We start from the raw sequence: 21,112 nt of genomic DNA on the forward strand, positions 1-21,112 counted from the left end.
GGTTGCTTCCGTCAACGGGCCGTCGTCCACGGTGGTTTCGGGTGATCCCGAGGCGTTGGACGAACTCCTCGCTGTGTGTGAGGCGGATGGCATACGGGCGCGGCGTATCGCGGTGGACTATGCGTCGCATTCGGCGCAGGTGGAGTCCATACGCGAGCAGGTGGTAGGCGCGCTGGAGGGTATCGAGCCGCGGCTGTCGGAGGTTCCTTTCTATTCCACGGTGACCGGCGGGCTGATCGATACGTCCGGGCTGGATGCGGAGTATTGGTTCACCAACCTGCGGCAGACGGTCCGGTTCGACGAGACCGTGCGGGCGCTTCTCGCCGACGGCTTCGGCTTCTTCGTGGAGTCCAGTGCGCATCCGGTGTTGACGGTCGGTTTGCAGGAGACGTTCGAGGACGCGTCCAGCGACGCGGTGGCGCTGGGTACGTTGCGTCGTGACGAGGGCGGTCCCGAGCGGTTCCTGACTTCCCTCGCCGAGGGTTACGTGCGCGGCCTGCCGGTCGACTGGAACGCCGTCTTCGCCGGTACGGGCGGGCAGTGCGTCGATCTGCCTACTTACGCCTTCCAGCGTGAGCGTTTCTGGCTTGAGGCGTCTGTGGCTCCGGTCGGTGATGCGTCGGGCTTTGGTTTGGGTGTCGCGGATCATCCGTTGCTGGGTGCGGTGGTGCGGGTGGCGGGTGAGGATCAGTTGTTGTTGACGGGCCGGCTGTCGTTGGTGACGCATGCGTGGCTGGCTGATCATGTGGTGTCGGGTTTGGTGCTGGTTCCGGGTGCGGCGTTGGTGGAGCTGGCGTTGCGTGCTGCTGATGAGGTGGGTTGTGTCCAGGTCGAGGAGCTGACGCTGGAAGCCCCGTTGGTGGTGCCCGGGCGTGGTGGGGTTCAGGTGCAGCTGTCCGTCGGTGCCCCGGATGCTACGGGGCGTCGTGAGCTGACGGTCCATTCCCGTATCGAAGAGGAGGGCAGCGCCTGGACCCGTCACGCGGTGGGTGTGGTGAGCGGGGAGGCCCGTACCTCGGATGCCGGCCTTTCCTCGTGGCCGCCCGCGGGAGCGGAGCCGCTCGCTGTCGATGGTTTCTATGCGCAGGTCGCCGAGTCCGGCTACGGTTATGGCCCCGCTTTCCAGGGTCTGCGTACCGCCTGGCGTGCAGGGGACGACATCTATGCCGAGGTCGAACTCCCCGAAGAGCAGCGCCAGGAAGCGGGACGGTTCGGCATCCACCCCGCTCTGCTGGACGCTGCTGTCCAGCCGGTTCTCCTGGCGTCGGCCGGTCGGCAGCGCGTGCGGCTGCCGTTCTCGTGGTCCGGGGTGGTGCTGCACGCGGTGGGTGCGACCACGCTCCGGGTGCGTGTGCGGCCGGTGGGCGAGGACACGGTGTCGGTGACCGTCGCCGATGCGACCGGCGCCCCCGTGGTCTCGATCGACTCCCTCGCCCTGCGGGAGATCTCTCCCGAGCAGCTCCGCCAGGCGCAGGACCCGACACGGGACGCCCTCTTCCGGGTGGACTGGACGCCGTTGCCGACGATCCCGGACGCCCCGGCGGACGCCGACGAGTTCGCCGTCGTGGGCGCCGACGACCTCCAGGTATCGGAGGCGTCGCCCTACGGGAGCGTGGCGGAGCTGGCCGCCGCGGTCGAAGGGGGTGCTCCGCTGCCGGAGTTCGTGTTCGCGTCGTTCGGTGCCCTGGCGGAAGGTGAGCCGGTGGGCGCGGTTCACGCCGCGACCGAGCAGGCACTGGAGCTGGTGCAGGCGTGGCTGGCGGAGGAGCGGTTCGGTTCGTCCCGCCTGGTCCTGGTGACGCGCGACGCTGTCTCGACCCGGTCGGGCGACGACGTGGCCGATCTGGCGCACGCCCCGCTGTGGGGTCTCGTACGGGCCGCGCAGACGGAGAACCCGGGCCGGTTCCTGCTCATCGACATCGACGGCGAGGACAAGTCCCACGCGGCGGTGCCCCTCGGCGTGGCGGCCGCGCTCGCCGCCGAGGAACCGCAGATCGCCGTGCGCGAAGGCGAACTGTTCGTGCCCCGGCTGGTGCGGTCGGCCTCGGCAGGCGGTGCGCTCGTACCCCCGGTCGGAGCGCGCGCCTGGCGGCTGGCCACGACCGGCGCGGGGACCCTGGAGAGCCTGGCCCTGCTGCCCGTGCCCGAGGCCTCGGCACCGCTGGGTGCCGGCGAGGTACGGGTGTCCGTACGGGCCGCCGGCGTGAACTTCCGCGATGTCGTGGTGAGTCTGGGCATGGTCCCCGGACAGGAGACGCTCGGGAGCGAAGGTGCGGGCGTCGTCATCGAGGTCGGCCCCGGAGTGGCCGGCCACAGTGTCGGCGACCGTGTGATGGGCCTGCTGCCCGAGGCGTTCGGCCCGGTGTGCGTGGTGGATCAGCGGCTGGTCGCCCGTATCCCCGACGGCTGGTCGTACGAGCAGGCCGCCGCCGTACCGGCGGTGTTTCTCACCGCGTACTTCGGGCTGGTGGATCTGGCGGGTCTGTCGGCGGGGGAGTCGGTGGTGGTGCATGCGGCGACCGGTGGTGTGGGGATGGCGGCGGTGCAGTTGGCCCGGTACTGGGGTGCCGAGGTCTTCGCGACGGCCAGTGAGGGGAAGTGGGACACGTTGCGGGCGATGGGTTTCGATGGGAGGCATATCGCGTCGTCGCGGACCCTGGACTTCGAGGGGAAGTTCCTCGCTGCCACGGATGGCCGTGGTGTGGATGTGGTGCTGGACTCGCTGGCGCGGGAGTTCGTGGACGCGTCGTTGCGGTTGTTGCCGCGCGGTGGACGGTTCCTGGAGATGGGCAAGACCGACATCCGTGACCCCGAGGCCGTCGCCGCCGAACACCCCGGCGTCGGTTACCACGCCTACGACCTGGCGCAGGTCGACCCCGACCGCGTGTCCAAGATTCTGACCGAGTTGGTGGGGCTGTTCGAGCGTGGTGTGCTGGAGCCGTTGCCGGTGCGTACGTGGGATGTGCGGCGGGCTCCGGAGGCGTTGCGGTTCATGAGTCAGGCCCGGCACATCGGGAAGATCGTGCTGACGGTGCCCAAGCCCCTCGACCCCGACGGCACCGTGCTGATCACCGGTGGCACCGGCACCCTCGGCGGCCTCCTGGCCCGCCATCTGGTCACCGAACACGGCGTACGCCACCTGCTGTTGACGAGCCGTCATGGTCGTGCCGCCGAAGGCGCCGCAGAGCTGGAGGCCGAACTGCTCGGGCTCGGTGCCGCCGGGGTGACGATCTCCTCGTGCGATGCCGCGGACCGGGACGCCTTGGCGGCCGTGCTCGCGGGCATTCCCGCCGGGCGCCCGCTCACCGCCGTGGTCCACGCGGCGGGGGCGCTCGACGACGGGCTGATCGGGGCCTTGACGCCGGAGCGGCTGGCGCGCGTGTTGCGGCCGAAGGTCGACGCGGCGCTGAACCTCCACGAGCTGACCCGCGGTCTCGACCTGTCCGCGTTCGTCCTCTACTCGTCCTTCGCCGGGGTCGTGGGCAACCCTGGGCAGGCCAACTACGCGGCCGCGAACACCTTCCTGGACGCGCTCGCCGCCCATCGCAGGGCGGCCGGCCTGCCCGCCGTGTCCATGGCCTGGGGCCACTGGGGCCAGTCCAGCGAGCTCACCGGGCGACTCGACCAGGCGGATCTGGTGCGGCTCGCGCGCTCGGGGATCGTCCCGATGCCCTCGGAGGAGGGGCTGGCCCTGTTCGACGCGGGCCGCTCGATGGACGAGCCGCTCGTGGTGACCGCACGGCTCGACGTGCCGGCCTGGGCGTCGGACACGAGCGGCGAGGTGGTCCGGGCCCTGGCCCGCGGGCTGGCGGTCCGCGGCCCGGCGCGCCGCGCGCAGGCGGCACAAGGGGACGGTGCGACCGGGACGGACGGCGGTTCGGCGCTGGCGCAGAGGCTGGCCGGACTGTCCGGGGTGGAGCGCACTGCCGCGCTGGTCGATGTCGTATGCAGGCACGCGGCCACCGTCCTCGGCCACGGCTCACCGGCGGCGGTGGAGCCCGAGCGGGCGTTCAAGGAGCTGGGCTTCGACTCGCTGACGGCGGTCGAACTGCGCAACCGGCTGGGCGCCGCGACCGGCCTGCGACTGCCCTCGACACTGATCTTCGATCACCCCACACCCGATGCCCTCGCCGCTCATCTCCTGACGGAGATCGCGCCCGCGGGCGACGCGGCGGCCGGAGCGGAGAGCCTGCTCGCCGAGTTGGCCCGGCTCGAATCCGCCTTCACCACCGTCGCCGCGGACGACGAAGAACACACCGCGATATCCCGGCGCCTGGAGAACCTGCTGGCGTCCTGGAAGAGCCTGGCCACGAACGGGCCCCGGGCCACCGCGGCGGGTCGCCTTCAGTCGGCATCGACCGACGAAGTCCTGGATTTCATCAACAACGAGCTCGGGATTTCCTGAAGGAAAGCCCCCGGCGGATCCTCCGCCGGGATCCCGTACCCCGAAATCCCTGCACCGGCTCCGAGGAGGACCGCGTCGGATGACGAACGACGACAAGCTGGTTGACTACCTGAAGCGCGTGGCAGCTGACCTGCACGAGACTCGTCAACGTCTGCGCGAGGCCGAGGACCGGGAGAACGAGCCGATCGCCATCGTCGGCCTCGCCTGCCGCTTCCCCGGCGGAGTCGGCTCGCCCGAGGACCTGTGGCGCCTGCTGGAATCCGGCGCCGACGCGATCGAGGACTTCCCGACCGACCGGGGCTGGGACAACGAGGGAATCTACGACCCGGATCCGGAGGCACCCGGAAAAACGTATCTCCGCAAGGGTGGATTCCTCGACCGGGCTGGTGACTTCGACGCCGACCTCTTCGGGATATCACCGCGCGAAGCCCTCGCGATGGACCCCCAGCAGCGGCTGATCCTCGAATCCTCCTGGGAGGTCCTCGAACGCGCGGGCATCGACCCCACCTCCTTGAAGGGCAGCAGGACCGGAGTCTTCGTCGGCGCCGCGGGCACCGGCTACCTCACGAACATGCAGCGCGTGCCCGACGGCGTCGAGGGATACACCGGCACCGGCTCCTTCGTCAGCGTCGTCTCCGGCCGGGTCTCCTACAGCCTCGGTCTCGAAGGCCCCGCCATCACCGTCGACACCGCGTGCTCCTCGTCCCTGGTCGCGCTGCACATGGCCGTACGGTCGCTGCGCTCCGGCGAGTGCTCCCTCGCCGTCGCGGGCGGTGTCGCCGTCATGCCGACCCCCTGGGTATTCGTCGACTTCAGCCGCCAGCGCGGGCTGGCACGCGACGGCCGCTGCAAGGCCTTCGCGGCCGCGGCGGACGGCACCGTCTGGTCCGAAGGCGTGGGCACGCTCTTGGTGGAGCGCCTCTCGGACGCCCGCCGCAACGGCCACGAGGTACTCGCCGTCGTACGCGGCTCCGCCCTGAACCAGGACGGGGCGAGCAACGGCCTCACCGCCCCCAACGGCCCCTCGCAGCAACGCGTGATCCGTGCCGCCCTCGCCAACGCGCAGTTGTCCGCGGACGAGGTCGACGCCGTCGAGGCACACGGCACGGGCACGACGCTCGGCGACCCGATCGAGGCGCAGGCCCTGCTGGCCACGTACGGCAGGGCGCACACCGAGGACCGGCCCCTGTGGCTGGGGTCGGTCAAGTCCAACCTCGGCCACACCGCGCACGCCGCAGGTGTCGTCAGCGTCATCAAGATGGTGCTCGCGCTCCGCAACGGCACCCTGCCGCCCACCCTGCACGTCGACGCCCCCTCGCCGCACGTCGACTGGTCGTCGGGCGCGGTCGAGCTGCTCACCGAACCGGTCGAGTGGACCCGCAACGGCCGCCCCCGCCGGGCCGGCATCTCCTCGTTCGGCATCAGCGGCACCAACGCCCACGTCATCATCGAGGAAGCACCACAGCCGACCGCGGAGCCGGACGGCGAGGCCACCGACCGGACGGACCCGACGGACCCGACGGCCGCGCCCGCCGGGCCGGGCGAGCGCCGCGTGCAACTCCCCGTGGTCCCCTGGCCGGTCTCCGGCAGGACCCAGGACGCGCTGCGGGCACAGGCCGGGCGGCTGGCCGCCCATGTCCGGGACGTCCCCGCGCTCGGTCTCACCGATCTGGGCTGGTCGCTGGCCTCGACGCGGGCCGCACTCGAACACCGCGGTGTGGTGCTCGCCGCCGACCGCGAGAGCGCGCTGTCGGGCCTGACGGCCCTCGCCGAGGGCACGCCCGCACCGGAGGCACTGTCCGGCAGCGTGCGCCCCGGTGTGTCCCGGGTGGCGTTCGTCTTCCCGGGTCAGGGGTCGCAGTGGGTGGGGATGGCGGCGGGGTTGCTGGAGTCGCCTGCTTTCGCGGAGCGGTTGGCGGAGTGTGATGCGGCGTTGCGTGCGTACGTCGACTGGTCGGTGGTCGATGTGGTGCGAGGTGGTGCGGGTGCGGCGTCGTTGGATGATGTGGTGGTGGTGCAGGCGTCGTTGTGGGCGGTGATGGTGTCGCTGGCGGCGGTGTGGCGTTCGGTGGGTGTGGAGCCCGCCGCGGTGATCGGTCACAGTCAGGGCGAGATTGCGGCTGCTGCGGTGTCCGGGGCGTTGTCGTTGGAGGACGCGGCGAAGGTGGTGGTGTTGCGGGCGCGGGCGATCGCGGAGGGGTTGTCCGGGCGGGGTGGGATGGTGTCGGTGCCGTTGCCTGTTGATCAGGTGCGGTTGGAGGCCTGGGACGAGAGGATCTCGGTTGCTTCCGTCAACGGGCCGTCGTCCACGGTGGTTTCGGGTGATCCCGAGGCGTTGGACGAACTTCTCGCTGTGTGTGAGGCGGATGGTGTGCGGGCGCGGCGTATCGCGGTGGACTATGCGTCGCATTCGGCGCAGGTGGAGTCCATACGCGAGCAGGTGGTAGGCGCGCTGGAAGACATCGAGCCACGCCGGGGAGAAATCCCCTTCTACTCGACGGTGACCGGCGGGCTGATCGATACGTCCGAGTTGGATGCGGAGTATTGGTACACAAACCTCCGGCAGACGGTCCGGTTCGACGAGACAGTGCGCGCTCTGCTCGACGATGGTTTCGGGCTGTTCGTGGAGTCCAGTGCGCATCCGGTGTTGACGGTCGGTTTGCAGGAGACGTTCGAGGACGCGTCCAGCGACGCTGTGGCGCTGGGTACGTTGCGTCGTGACGAGGGCGGTCCCGAGCGGTTCCTGACCTCCCTCGCCGAGGGTTACGTACGCGGCCTGCCGGTCGACTGGAACGCCGTCTTCGCCGGGAGTGGAGCCCGTCGGCTGCTCGACCTGCCCACCTACGCCTTCCAGCACAAGCGCTACTGGCTGGAGTCCGGCTCCCTCACGGTGGCCGATGCCACCGGACTCGGGCTCGGCGCCGCCGACCACCCGCTGCTCGGTGCCGCAGTGCAAGTGGCCGGCGCGGACAGACTGCTGCTCACCGGGCGGCTCTCCCTGCAGACCCACCCCTGGCTCGCCGACCACGCGGCCCTCGGCACGGTGCTGGTCCCCGGCGCCGCGTTCGTCGAGCTCGCGTTGCGGGCGGCGGACGAGGTGGGGTGCGCCCGGATCGAGGAACTGACGCTGGAGGTGCCGCTCGCCCTGCCCGAGCGCGGTGCCGTCCAGGTGCAGCTCTCCGTCGGCGCCCCCGACACGACCGGCCGCCGTGAACTGGACATCCACTCCCGCACCGAGGACGCCACCGTCGACGCACTCTGGGTCCGGCACGCCACCGGTGTGCTCGCCATGGCCCAGGGCCCCGCCCCCGACGCACTGACGGCCTGGCCTCCAGCCGGGGCACGGCCGGTGCCGGTGGAGGATTTCTACGAGCGGGTCGCCGACACGGGCTATGGCTACGGCCCCACGTTCCGCGGTCTGCGCGCGGCCTGGCGGGTCGGGGACGAGATACACGCCGAGGTGGCCCTGCTCGAGGAGCAGGAAAAGGCCGCCGCCCGGTTCGGGTTGCACCCCGCGCTCCTGGACGCGGCACTGCACCCCGCGGCCCTCCTCGACGGACCGGGCTCCGGCGAGCTGCGGCTGCCGTTCTCCTGGTCCGGAGTGACGCTGCACGCCGTGGGCGCCACAAGGCTGCGCGTACGGATCCGCCCGACGGGCGAGGACACGGTATCGGTGACCGTCGCGGACACGACCGGCGTGCCCGTCGCCGAAGTCGACTCGCTCGTCCTGCGCCCGATCGCCCCCGAGCAGCTGCGACAGGCGAACGACCCGGCGCGGGACGCCTTCTTCCGCCTGGACTGGACCCCGCTGCCCCCTGCCTCCGGGGCGGACACCAGCGGCTGGGTGACGATCGGATCCGACGACCTGCCCACGCTCCTGGAACGGCTCGACAACGGGACGGACACCGTCCCCGACACCGTCGTCGTCCCCTTCGAAGCCGCCCCGCACGGCGCCGGTCCCGCTCTCCCCGCCCTCGTGCGCGAGGCGACGAACCGGGCACTGGCGCTCGTACAGACGTGGCTGTCCGACGAACGTCTCGGCGGCGCCCGCCTGGTGGTCGTCACCCGTCGCGCGGTGGCGACGCGGCCGGGCGAGGATGTCGCCGACCTGGCCCACGCACCGCTCTGGGGGCTGTTCCGTTCCGCCCAGTCGGAGAACCCCGGCCGCTTCGTCCTGGTGGACATCGACGGTGATCCTGCCGACGCGCGGGACGCCGTGACGATCGCCCTGGCGGCGGAGGAACCTCAACTGGCCGTACGCGACGGCGCGGTGCTGGCACCCAGGCTCGTCCGCGCCTCCCGTACGCCGGGTGGTGCCGGGTCGTTCGCGGGTGACGGGACTGTGTTGGTCACGGGTGGTACGGGCACGCTCGGTGGTCTGCTGGCGCGTCATCTGGTGGCCGAACGTGGTGTGCGTCATCTGTTGTTGATCAGTCGTCGTGGGGTGGAGGCTGCTGGGGCGGCGGAGCTGACGGCGGAACTCGCGGCGGCCGGGGCCACTGTGGAGGTGGTGGCGTGCGATGCCGCGGACCGGGATGCCCTGGCGGCCGTACTCGCGGGCATTCCCGCCGAGCGTCCGCTGACCGCCGTGATCCACGCGGCGGGTGCGCTCGACGACGGGCTGATCGCGGCCCTGACGCCGGAGCGGGTCGAGCGGGTGCTGAGGCCGAAGGTCGACGCCGCCGTGAACCTGCACGAGCTGACGCGGGGCCTCGACCTGTCGGCGTTCGTCCTCTTCTCCTCGATGGCCGGCACGCTCGGCAACCCCGGGCAGGCGAACTACGCGGCCGCGAACGCCTTCCTGGACGCCCTCGCCCAGCACCGCCGTGCGGCCGGTCTCCCCGCGCTCTCCCTGATCTGGGGCTACTGGGCCCGCGAAAGCGAGTTGACCGGTCACCTGGACGACACCGACGTGGCGCGCTACCTGCGTATGGGCATCGCCCGGATGCCCTCGGACCAGGGCCTGGCGCTCTTCGACGCGGCCCTCGCCGCCGACGGCGACGACGCGGCGCTCGTCGTCAGCCGCCTCGACCTCGCCGCCCTGCGCGCACAGGCCGAAGCCGGAGAACTCCTGCCCCTCCACCGCTCCTTGGTACGGATCACGACGCGCCGCACGGCCGGTACCGACGACGGCGGGGGCGGACTGCTCCGCAGCCTGGCCGGGAAGTCCGACGAGGAGCAACTGCGCTTCCTGCTCGACCTGGTGCGCGGCCGCGTCGCTACTGTACTCGGCCACTCCGGGGCCGAGAGGGTGGAAGCCGGCCGCCCCTTCAAGGAGCTCGGCTTCGACTCCCTCACCGCACTGGAACTCCGCAACCGCCTGAACGCGACGACCGGCCTCCGCCTGCCCGCGACGCTGGTCTTCGACTACCCGACCCCGCTCGCCCTCGCGGGTTTCCTCCGGTCGGAGGTGTTGGGTGTGGGGGCGGTCGCGGCCGGGCCGGTGGCTATGGCTGCCGGTGTTGCGGATGATCCGGTGGTGATTGTGGGGATGGCGTGTCGGTTCCCGGGTGGGGTGGGTTCGCCGGAGGAGTTGTGGGGGTTGGTGGCGTCGGGTGGGGATGCGGTGTCGTGGTTCCCGTCGGATCGTGGGTGGGATGTGGAGGGTCTTTATGATCCGGATCCGGAGGTGGTGGGGAAGAGTTATGCGCGGGAGGGTGGGTTTCTGTACGGGGCGGGGGAGTTCGATCCGGGGTTTTTCGGGATTTCGCCGCGTGAGGCGTTGGCGATGGATCCGCAGCAGCGGTTGTTGCTGGAGACGTCGTGGGAGGTGTTCGAGCGGGCGGGTATCGATCCGGCCTCGCTGAAGGGCAGCCCGACCGGCGTGTTCGCCGGAGTCATGCACCACGACTACGCGGCCCGCGTGGAACAGATCCAGGGCGAGATCGAGGGCTACGCCCTGATGGGAGCCTCGCCGGCGGCGGTGTCGGGACGGGTCGCCTACACCTTCGGGCTGGAGGGCCCGGCGGTCACCGTCGACACGGCGTGCTCGTCCTCGCTGGTGGCACTGCACCTCGCCGTCCAGGCCCTGCGCTCCGGCGAGTGCTCGATGGCGCTCGCCGGAGGCGTCACCGTGATGTCCACGCCCACGCTGTTCGTGGAGTTCAGTCGGCAGCGGGGGATGGCGCGTGATGGTCGGTGCAAGGCGTTTTCGGCGTCGGCTGATGGTGCGGGGTGGTCGGAGGGTGTGGGGGTGTTGTTGGTGGAGCGGTTGTCCGATGCCCGGAGGAATGGTCATCGGGTGTTGGCGGTGGTGCGGGGGAGTGCGGTGAATCAGGATGGTGCGTCGAATGGTCTGACGGCGCCGAATGGTCCGTCGCAGCAGCGGGTGATCCGGCAGGCGTTGGCGGGTGCGGGTTTGTCGGCTGTGGATGTGGATGTGGTAGAGGCGCATGGTACGGGGACGACGCTGGGTGATCCGATCGAGGCGCAGGCGTTGTTGGCGACGTACGGGCAGGGTCGGCCGGTGGGTCGTCCTTTGTGGTTGGGGTCGGTGAAGTCGAATATTGGTCATGCGCAGGCTGCTGCTGGTGTGGCGGGTGTGATCAAGATGGTGGAGGCGATGCGGCGTGGTGTGCTGCCGGGGACGTTGCATGTGGACGAGCCGACACCTCATGTCGATTGGTCCTCGGGTGCGGTCGAGCTGCTGACCGAGCCCGTCGACTGGACAGCAGACGACGGCCGCCCCCGCCGCGCGGGAGTGTCGGCCTTCGGAGCCAGTGGCACCAACGCCCACGTGATCCTCGAACAGGCCGAGGAGGCCGACGCCCGGCCCGCAACCGGGCCGGAGGAAGCCCCCGCCACAACACGCCCTCTTGACTCGCTCGTCGTGCCATGGATCGTCTCGGGCCGCACGGAGGCCGGACTGCGCGCACAGGCCGGGAAGTTGGCCGCGTTCGCACAGGACTGCCCGGAACCCTCGCTCATGGACATCGGCTGGTCCCTCGCCTCGACGCGAGCGGCGTTGGAACACCGGGCTGTGGTGCTGGCAGCGGACCGTGGGAGCGCGCTGTCCGGTCTGTCGGCGCTTGCCGAGGGCCTGCCCGCGGGGAATGTGGTGACGGGTGTGGCAGCGGTGGAGCCGGGGCGGGTGGTGTTCGTGTTCCCGGGTCAGGGGTCGCAGTGGGTGGGGATGGCGGCGGGGTTGTTGGAGTCGCCTGCTTTCGCGGAGCGGTTGGCGGAGTGTGATGCGGCTTTGCGTTCTTATGTCGGCTGGTCGGTGGTCGATGTGGTGCGTGGTGGCGAGGCGGCGTCGTTGGATGATGTGGTGGTGGTGCAGGCGTCGTTGTGGGCGGTGATGGTGTCGCTGGCGGCGGTGTGGCGTTCGGTGGGTGTGGAGCCCGCCGCGGTGATTGGCCACAGTCAGGGCGAGATCGCGGCTGCTGCGGTGTCGGGTGCGTTGTCGTTGGAGGATGCGGCGAAGGTGGTGGTGCTGCGGGCGCGGGCGATCGCGGAGGGGTTGTCCGGGCGGGGTGGGATGGTGTCGGTGGCGTTGCCTGTTGATCAGGTGCGGTTGGGGGCCTGGGGTGATCGGATCTCGGTTGCTTCGGTGAACGGACCGTCGTCCACGGTGGTTTCGGGTGATCCCGAGGCGTTGGATGAACTCCTCGCTGTGTGTGAGGCGGATGGCGTACGGGCCCGGCGCATTGCGGTGGACTATGCGTCGCATTCGGCGCAGGTGGAGTCCATACGCGAGCAGGTGATAGGCGCGCTGGAGGGCATTGAGCCGCGGCTGTCGGAGGTTCCTTTCTATTCCACGGTGACCGGCGGTTTGATCGATACGTCCGGGCTGGATGCGGAGTATTGGTTCACCAATCTGCGTCGGACGGTTCGTTTTGATGAGACCGTGCGTGCTCTGCTCGATGACGGTTTCGGTTTCTTTGTCGAGTCCAGTGCGCATCCGGTGCTGACGGTCGGTTTGCAGGAGACGTTCGAGGACGCGTCCAGCGACGCGGTGGCCCTGGGTACGTTGCGTCGTGACGAGGGGGGTCCCGAGCGGTTCCTGACCTCGCTCGCCGAGGGTTACGTGCGCGGTCTGCCGGTCGACTGGAACGCCGTCTTCGCCGGGAGCGGAGCCCGTCGGCTGCTCGACCTGCCCACTTACGCCTTCCAGCGTGAGCGTTTCTGGCTTGAGGCGTCTGTGGCTCCGGTCGGTGATGCGTCGGGCTTTGGTCTGGGTGTTATGGATCATCCGTTGCTGGGTGCGGTGGTGCGGGTGGCGGGTGGGGATCAGTTGTTGTTGACGGGCCGGCTGTCGTTGGTGACGCATGCGTGGCTGGCTGATCATGTGGTGTCGGGTTTGGTGCTGGTTCCGGGTGCGGCGTTGGTGGAGCTGGCGTTGCGTGCTGCTGATGAGGTGGGTTGTGTCCAGGTCGAGGAGCTGACGCTGGAGGCCCCGTTGGTGGTGCCCGGGCGTGGTGGGGTTCAGGTGCAGCTGTCCGTCGGTGCCCCGGATGCTACGGGGCGTCGTGAGCTGACGGTCCATTCCCGTTCCGAAGAGGAGGGCAGCCCCTGGACCCGTCACGCGGTGGGTGTGGTGAGCGGGGAGGCCCGTACCCCGGATGCCGGCCTCTCCTCGTGGCCGCCCGCGGGAGCGGAGCCGCTCGCTGTCGATGGTTTCTACGCGCAGGTCGCCGAGTCCGGCTACGGTTATGGCCCCGCCTTCCAGGGTCTGCGCACCGCCTGGCGTGCAGGGGACGACATCTACGCCGAGGTCGAACTCCCCGAAGAGCAGCGCCAGGAAGCGGGACGGTTCGGTATCCACCCCGCGCTTCTCGACGCCGCGCTCCACCCCGCCGCCCTGCTGGACGGGCCCGGCTCCGGTGCTCTGCGGTTGCCGTTCTCGTGGTCCGGGGTGGTGCTGCACGCCGTGGGTGCGACCACGCTCCGGGTGCGCGTGCGGCCGGTGGGCGAGGACACGGTGTCGGTGACCGTCGCCGACGCGACCGGCACCCCCGTGGTCTCGATCGACTCCCTCGCCCTGCGGGAGATCTCTCCGGACCAGCTCCGCCAGGCGCAGGACCCGACACGGGACTCGCTGTTCCGCCTGGACTGGGTCCCGCTCCCACGGCCCGCCGACACCCCCGCCACCTCCACCTTCGCGCTGCTCGGCCGGGACGGTACGCAGCTCGTCGCCGACCTGGGTGCTCGCCATGCGAGCGTGGCAGAGCTGGCAGCGGCGATCGAAGACGGCGCTTCCGCACCTGAGTTCGTCATCGCGCCGTTCGGCACCGGCCGGGCCGGACCGGACCCCGGTGCCGCGGATATGACCCACACGGTGACCGCCGAGGCGCTGGCGCTCGTACAGGCGTGGGCCTCGACGGAGCGGCTCGGGTCGACGCGCCTCGTCGTGCTGACACAGGGCGCGGTGCAGGCCCGCCCCGGCGAGGACGTGACGGCCCTGGCCTGCGCCCCGCTGTGGGGCATGCTGCGGACCGCGCAAGCGGAGAACCCCGGCCGCTTCCTGCTCGTCGACACCGACGACCACGAGGCGTCCCACGCCGCCCTCACCGGGGCGGTCGCCGCGGCTGCCGCCGCCGAGGAGCCGCAACTCGCCATACGGGCAGGAGAGTTATTCGTGCCTCGTCTCGCGCGAGCGGCTTCGTCCGGCGGTGCACTCGTCCCCCCGGCCGGAGTGCGCGCCTGGCGGCTGGCCACGACCGGCGCCGGAACGCTGGAGAACCTGGCCCTGCTGCCCGCTCCCGGGGCACTGGAGCCGCTGCGCGCGGGCCAGGTGCGGGTGTCCGTACGTGCCGGTGGTGTCAACTTCCGTGATGTGCTGATCGGCCTCGGGATGTACCCGGACGCCGACGCCTACATGGGCACCGAGGGCGCGGGCGTCGTCATCGAGGTGGGCCCCGGAGTGACCGGCCACACGGTCGGCGACCGTGTGATGGGTCTGTTGCCCGAGGCGTTCGGCCCGGTGTGCGTGGTGGATCAGCGGCTGGTCGCCCGTATCCCCGACGGCTGGTCGTACGAGCAAGCTGCCGCCGTTCCCGTCGTCTTCCTCACCGCGTACTTCGGGCTGGTGGATCTGGCGGGTCTGTCGGTGGGGGAGTCGGTGGTGGTGCATGCGGCGACCGGTGGTGTGGGGATGGCGGCGGTGCAGTTGGCCCGGTACTGGGGTGCCGAGGTCTTCGCCACGGCCAGTGAGGGGAAGTGGGACACGTTGCGGGCGATGGGTTTCGATGGGACGCATATCGCGTCGTCGCGGACCCTGGACTTCGAGGGGAAGTTCCTCGCTGCCACGGATGGCCGTGGTGTGGATGTGGTGCTGGATTCGCTGGCGCGGGAGTTCGTGGACGCGTCGTTGCGGCTGTTGCCGCGCGGTGGGCGGTTCCTGGAGATGGGCAAGACCGACATCCGTGACCCCGAGGCCGTCGCCGCCGAACACCCCGGCGTCAGCTACCACCCCTATGCGCTCACCGAGATATCGACCGACAGACTCGGTGACATTCTGACCGAGTTGGTGGGGCTGTTCGAGCGTGGTGTGCTGGAGCCGTTGCCGGTGCGTACGTGGGATGTGCGGCGGGCTCCGGAGGCGTTGCGGTTCATGAGTCAGGCCCGGCACACCGGGAAGATCGTGCTGACCGTGCCCAAGCCCCTCGACCCCGACGGCACCGTGCTGATCACCGGTGGCACCGGCACCCTCGGCGGCCTCCTGGCCCGCCATCTCGTCGCCCAACATGGCGTACGCCACCTGCTGCTCACCAGCCGCCGGGGCCTGGAGGCAGAGGGCGCAACGGAGTTGACCGAGGAGCTGACGGCGGCGGGAGCCGCTGTCACCGTCGCCTCCTGCGATGCCGCGGACCGGGACGCCTTGGCGGCCGTGCTCGCGGGCATCCCGGCCGATCGCCCGCTCACCGCCGTGGTCCACGCGGCGGGCGCGCTCGACGACGGGCTGATTCCCGCGCTGACGCCGGAACGGCTGGCTCGCGTTTTGCGGCCGAAGGTCGACGCGGCACTGAATCTCCACGAGCTGACCCGCGGTCTCGACCTGTCCGCGTTCGTCCTCTACTCCTCGCTCGCCGGTGCCCTCGGCAGCCCCGGGCAGGCCAACTACGCGGCCGCGAACACCTTCCTGGACGCGCTCGCCGCCCATCGCAGGGCGGCCGGCCTGCCCGCCGTGTCCGTGGCCTGGGGCCACTGGGACCGGGCCAGCGAGCTCACCGGACGACTCGACCAGACGGACCGGGCCCGCATGGCGCGGTCCGGTGTGGTGCCGATGTCGTCGGACGAGGGCCTCGCGCTCTTCGACGCGGCCCGCTCGCTGGACGAACCCCTTGTGATCACCTCGCGCCTCGCCACCGCCGCCTGGACGTCCGGCGCGAGCAGCGAGGTCGTCCGGGCCGCGGCCCGGGGCCTGGTGAGCCGCGGCCCCGTACGGCGCACCCTCGCCGCGCGGGCCGCCGACGGCACCGGCGCCGGGGGCTCGGCGCTCGCCCGGCGGCTCTCCGGCCTGTCGGACGTGGAACGCACGGCCGCGCTGACCGATCTCGTACGGGCCCACGTCGCGACCGTGCTCGGGCACGGCTCACCGGCCTCGGTGCAGCCCGAACGCGCCTTCAAGGAGCTCGGCTTCGACTCGCTCACGTCCGTCGAGCTGCGGAACCGGCTGGGCGCCGCGACCGGGCTGCGGCTCCCCGCGACGCTCGTCTTCGACCACCCCACCCCCGACGCGCTCGCCGCACACCTCGAGTCCGAACTGGGCGTCGGCGGGCAGGTGGAGTCCGGCACCCCGGCCCTCACGGCGGCCGCGGTCGACGAAGACCCCGTCGTGATCGTGTCGATGGCCTGCCGCTTCCCGGGCGACGCCGACTCCCCGGAGGGCCTGTGGAACCTGGTGGCCTCCGGCCGGGACGCGATCTCCGGCTTCCCGGACGACCGCGGCTGGGACCTCGACCGGCTCTACGACGCGGACCCGGAGCGCTCCGGGAAGAGCTACGCGCGCGAAGGCGGGTTCCTCCGCGACGCCACGCTGTTCGACGCCGGGCTGTTCGGGATATCACCGCGCGAAGCACTCGCGATGGACCCCCAGCAGCGGCTGATCCTCGAATCCTCCTGGGAGGCCTTCGAGAGCGCGGGCATCGACGCGACCTCGCTGCGCGGGAGCCGCACCGGCGTCTTCATCGGCGCCATCACCACGGGATACGGCCAGGACACCAGGCTCCGGCAGAGCGTCGAGGGCTACTCGGTCACCGGCAATGTGCTGAGCGTCGTCTCGGGCCGTGTGTCGTACGTCTTCGGCCTGGAAGGGCCCGCGATCACGGTGGACACGGCGTGCTCGTCCTCGCTGGTCGCCCTCCACCTGGCGGCGCAGGCCCTGCGCTCGGGCGAGTGCTCGCTCGCGCTGGTCGGCGGAGTCACGGTCATGCCCGGCCCGTTCGGGTTCGTGGAGTTCAGCCGCCAGCGGGTGCTGTCGCCCGACGGCCGCTGCAAGGCGTTCGGCGCGGGTGCGGACGGCACGGGCTTCTCCGAAGGCGTGGGTGTGCTCCTGGTGGAGCGGCTCTCCGACGCGCGCCGCCACGGACACCGGGTCCTCGCGGTCGTACGCGGCTCGGCCACCAACCAGGACGGGGCGAGCAACGGCCTCACCGCCCCCAACGGCCCCTCGCAGCAGCGCGTCATCCGCGCGGCCCTCGCCAACGCCCGGCTGACACCCGGCGACATCGACGCGGTCGAGGCCCACGGCACCGGCACCCGTCTCGGCGACCCGATCGAGGCACAGGCCCTCCTCGCGACGTACGGCAAGGACCGGGACGCGGACCGGCCGCTGTGGCTCGGCTCCGTCAAGTCGAACATCGGGCACACCCAGGCGGCCGCCGGCGCCGCCGGGCTCATCAAGATGGTGATGGCCATGGGACAGGGGGTGCTGCCGAGCACCCTGCACGCCGATGAGCCGTCGCCGGAGGTGGACTGGTCGTCCGGCGCCGTCAAGCTGCTCACCGAGCCGGTCGAGTGGCGGACCGACGGGCGCCCGAGGCGCGCCGCGGTGTCCTCGTTCGGGATCAGCGGCACCAACGCGCACGTGATCCTCGAAGAGCCGCCCTCTCCTCCGGCGGTGTCGGAGGAGACGCGGGAGGAGAGGGACGCTTCGCCCCGGGCACACACCGGGCTCGTCGCGGACGTCGTGCCGTGGGTGGTCTCCGCCAAGTCGGAGGACGCCCTGCGGGCCCAGGCCGAGCGGCTGGCGGCCCACCGCGACGGGCGGCCCGAGCACGAATTCACCGGCGTGGGCCGTTCCCTGGTGGCGTCCCGCGTGGCGCTGGAGCACCGCGCCGTGGTCCTCGCCACCGCGCACGAGGCCGCACTGTCGGGGCTGGGCGCGCTGGCCCGGGGCGTGTCCGGGGCCGGAGTGGTCTCGGGCGCCGCGGATGTACGGGGCCGGGTGGTGTTCGTCTTCCCGGGCCAGGGCTCGCAGTGGGTGGGCATGGGCGCGGAGCTGCTGGACGCGTCGCCGGTCTTCGCCGAGCGGTTCGCCGAGTGCGACGCGGCGTTGGGCGAGCACCTGGGCTGGTCGGTGACGGACGTGGTGCGGGGGGTGCCGGGCGCCGCGTCGATGGAGTCGATCGAGGTGCTGCAACCCGTGCTGTTCGCGGTGAACGTGTCGCTGGCGGCGTTGTGGCGGGCCGCGGGGGTGGAGCCCGCCGCGGTCGTCGGCCACAGCCAGGGCGAGATCGCGGCGGCTTGCGTCGCGGGTGCGTTGTCGCTGGCGGACGCGGCGAAGGTGGTCGTGCTGCGGAGCGCCCTGTTCGCCGAGGAGCTGGTGGGCAAGGGCGCGGTGGCCTCGGTGGCCATGTCCGCGGACGCGGTGGAGGAGCGGCTGACGGCCTGGGACGGCCGGCTGGTCATCGCCGGACGCAACGGTCCCGGTGCCGTGACGGTGGCGGGCGAGGTGGCGGCCCTGGAGGAGTTCGTCGCCGGATGCCGGGCCGAGGACATCCGGGCCCGTGTCGTCGGCTCGACGGTGGCCTCGCACTGCGCGCAGGTGGACCCGCTGCGCGACCGCATCCTGGAGATGTTCGCGGACCTCACCCCCCGCCGGGGCGGGATCCCCTTCTACTCCACGGTGACGGGCACCGTGCGGGACACCACGGAGCTCGACGCGGAGTACTGGTTCCACAACGCCCGCCGGCCGGTGGACTTCGAGGGCGCGGTGCGCGCCCTCCTCGACGACGGCTTCCGCTTCTTCGTCGAGTCCAGCGGGCACCCCGTCCTGACCATGGGCATGCAGGCGACCTTCGAGGACGCCGGCGCCGAGGCCGTCGCGGTCGGCTCGCTCCGCCGCGACGAGGGCGGCCCGGCCCGCTTCCTGGCCTCGCTCGCCGAGGGGTACGTACGGGGTCTGCCGGGCGTCGACTGGGAGGCGGTGTTCGCCGGTACGGACGCCGGGCTCGTGGACCTGCCCACCTACGCCTTCCAACGGCAGCGCTACTGGCTGGACGACCTCCTCGCGGACGCCCCCGGCGCCGACGGGACCGGGCCGGGCGCCGACGCCGTCGAGACGGAATTCTGGGAAGCGGTCGAGCGCGGGGACCTCGACGGCGTGGCGGCGGAGCTGGACGTGGCCGCCGACCAGCCGCTGAGCACGGTGCTGCCCGCGCTGTCGTCGTGGCGGCGCCGTCGGCGTGAGGCGTCGACGGTCGACCGCTGGCGTTATCGGGTGGTGTGGCGGCCCGTCGCGGCCGGCCCCGTCCCGCCCGCCCTGTCCGGACGCTGGCTCGTGGTCGTCCCCGGGTCGGCGACCGAGGACGCATGGGCCACCGGAGCCGTACGCGCCCTGGAAGAGCACGGCGCACGCGTGGAGCGGCTGGTCGTGGACGCGGGCACCGTGGACCGTACGCGGCTGGCCGGTCTGCTGGGCGAGGCCGCGGGAGACGAGGGGCTCGCGGGCGTGCTGTCCCTGCTCGCCTTCGACGAGACCCCCCACCCCACCCACCACACCCTCCCCGGCGGAGCGGTCGCCACCCTGGCCCTCGCCCAGGCACTGGACGACATCGACACGGCGGGCCCGCTGTGGGCCGCCACCCGGGGCGGCGTACTCGTGGGACAGGCGGACCCCGAAGCCCGGCCCCACCAGGCGCACGCCTGGGGCCTCGGACGGGTCGTCGCGCTCGAACAGCCCGCGCGCTGGGGTGGGTTGATCGACCTGCCCGACACGGCCGACGACACCGCGGTGACGCGCGTGGCCGGTGCGCTCTCCGGCGCGGCCGACGCCGGGCACGAGGACCAGCTCGCCGTACGCGCCTCCGGGGTCTGGGCCCGCAGGCTCGTACGCGCCCCACTCGGCGCCGGGCCCGCCGTCCGCACGTGGAACCCGAAAGGCACCGTGCTGATCACCGGCGGAACCGGCGGGATCGGGGCGAGGGTCGCGGAATGGGCCGCCGGGAACGGCGCCGAGCACCTGCTGCTCACCAGCCGCCGCGGCCCCGACGCGCCCGGCGCCACCGAACTCGCCGCACGGCTGCGGGAGCTGGGCGCCCGCGTGACCGTCGCCGCCTGCGACATGGCCGACCGCGCCGCGGTCGCCGCACTCGTCGCCGGGGTGCCCGAGGAACACCCGCTCACCGCCGTGATCCACACCGCGGGCGTCCCCCAGACGTTCACACCCGTCACGGACACCACGGCGGACGCCTTCGCGGACATCACCTCCGGCAAGGTCGCGGGCGCCGTGCACCTGGACGACGTGCTCGCCGACACCCCGCTGGACGCCTTCGTGGTCTTCTCGTCCAACGCGGCGGTCTGGGGCAGCGGCGGCCAGGGCGCGTACGCGGCGGGCAACGCCTTCCTCGACGCCTTCGCCGAGGCGCGGCGGGCCCGCGGCCGCACCGCCACCTCCGTCGCCTGGGGCGCCTGGGGCGGCGGCGGGATGATGGCGCTCGACGGCGCCGTCGAGTACATGGGGCGGCGCGGCGTCGTGGAGATGGCGCCCGAACCGGCCGTCGCCGCCATGGTCCAGGCCGTCGAGCACGACGAGACCTGCGTCGCCGTCGCCGACGTCGAGTGGGAGCGCTTCGTCCTCGGCTTCACCGCCGTACGGCCCAGCCCCCTGCTCGCGGAACTGCCCGAGGTCCGGCGCGCGCTGCGCGAACAGCAGGGCGCGGCCGATGCCGCGGACCCCGCTGCGGGCGCGGCGCTGACCGCACGCCTGGCCGGACTGCCGGAGAACGAACAGCTCAAGCACGTCGTGGAGTTGGTGCGCACGGAGGTGGCGGCCGTGCTCGGCCACACCGCCACCGACGGCATCCGGGCCGGACGGGCGTTCAAGGAGCTGGGCTTCGACTCGCTGACGGCCGTCGAGCTGCGCAACCGGCTCAACGCCGCGACGGGCCTCCGGCTCCCCGCGAGCGTCGTCTTCGACCACCCGACACCCATGGCCCTGGCCGACCACGTACGCGGCCAGGTGGTGCCGGACGGCGGCGGCGCGCCGGAGGCGGTGTTCGGCGAGCTGGAGGCGCTGGAGAACAGCGTCGCCCACCTCACCGGCGACGGCGAGAGCACCACGAAGGTCGTCGAACGGCTCGAAGCCCTCGTCTGGAGGCTCCGGGACGGCCGTGACACGGCACAGGGCGAGGCACCGGCCACCGCCGACGACCTCGCGGCGGCGTCGGCCGAGGACATGTTCGACCTGCTCGACAAGGAATTCGGGGACTCCTGACCCACGACCTGGCCACAGCACGGTTCCTACGCGCTACTGGGGAAATAGGG

Annotated in this window: 2 protein-coding genes; both read left to right on the plus strand. The window is 71.9% G+C overall.

Annotated features, from left to right (window positions below):
- Window positions 1–4,405: SDR family NAD(P)-dependent oxidoreductase (locus ABD269_RS20455; RefSeq protein WP_344119769.1), on the plus strand; the 4,405-nt coding region annotated here is incomplete at its 5' end.
- 118 nt (window positions 4,406–4,523) lie between these two features.
- The gene (locus tag ABD269_RS20460; RefSeq protein ID WP_425572941.1) at window positions 4,524–21,062 is read left to right on the plus strand and encodes a type I polyketide synthase; all 16,539 of its coding nucleotides are present in this window, start codon (window positions 4,524–4,526) and stop codon (window positions 21,060–21,062) included.
- Window positions 21,063–21,112 lie beyond the last annotated feature (50 nt).

The sequence above is a fragment of the Streptomyces blastmyceticus genome, assembly GCF_039521185.1.
GTDB classification, from domain to species: Bacteria; Actinomycetota; Actinomycetes; order Streptomycetales; family Streptomycetaceae; genus Streptomyces; species Streptomyces blastmyceticus.